Here is a 729-nt window from a genome sequence, read left to right on the forward strand (position 1 = left end):
GCCTCTTGAATCACCGCCTTCGGTGCCGCTGTCCGTTTATACCATTTTTCATATTCAGCCGGTTCTTGTATCCTCAGATCACCTGACAGATCAATAACCGGAATTCCCGCATCTGCCAGCTTTGGAGTCAATTCACTTGATACTCCGGGCGGCGCAGCGAGAAACATGATATCTATTTCGTGTTTGATCGTATTCATATCAATCGGCTTCAGCTTCTGATTCGCTAAGCCGGTAAGATGAGGATAACCCTCGCTATAGACATTCCCTTCTCCGCTGGATGAATAAAGTATGCATTCCTCTGCATGAGGATGATGCGAAAGAATCCTGACAAGTTCGGTGCCTCCATATCCTGTAGCACCTACAATTCCTATTTTCAAAACTAGTTCACCCTCTTGGTCTTTGTGAAATTATTTAACATTATAACATGAATAAAAATTAATTCAATCGTATATTTAATATTTTTATTCATTTATAAATTTTCTGTTCAATGGAAATTCCGCTCAAAAAAATCAGCACGACTCCAGCACAAAAACGTTGATTCGGCGCCGCATTTCAGCCGCATAAAAAAACAGGCTGACCGCGTCAGCCTGTTTTCATCATCATCAATCCACTCAAAAAATATAGAATAGAGCTTGCATAAAAAATCATTTGCACTGTAAAAAAGTCAGCGAGAAAGCCCCCGAGCATAATGGCTGCTGCTGAAAAGACAGCTGTCCAAAAATGGTAATT

Annotated in this window: 2 pseudogenes; both read right to left on the reverse strand. The window is 40.9% G+C overall.

The annotated features are described in order from the left end of the window. Positions 1–377 (reverse strand): annotated as a pseudogene (locus tag ACWHAR_RS26795) (N-acetyl-gamma-glutamyl-phosphate reductase); the annotation flags it as partial. Between the two features lie 205 nt (positions 378–582). Next, a pseudogene (locus tag ACWHAR_RS26800) lies at positions 583–729 on the reverse strand (MFS transporter); the annotation flags it as partial.

This window comes from Bacillus sp. LR--39 (genome assembly GCF_053613335.1).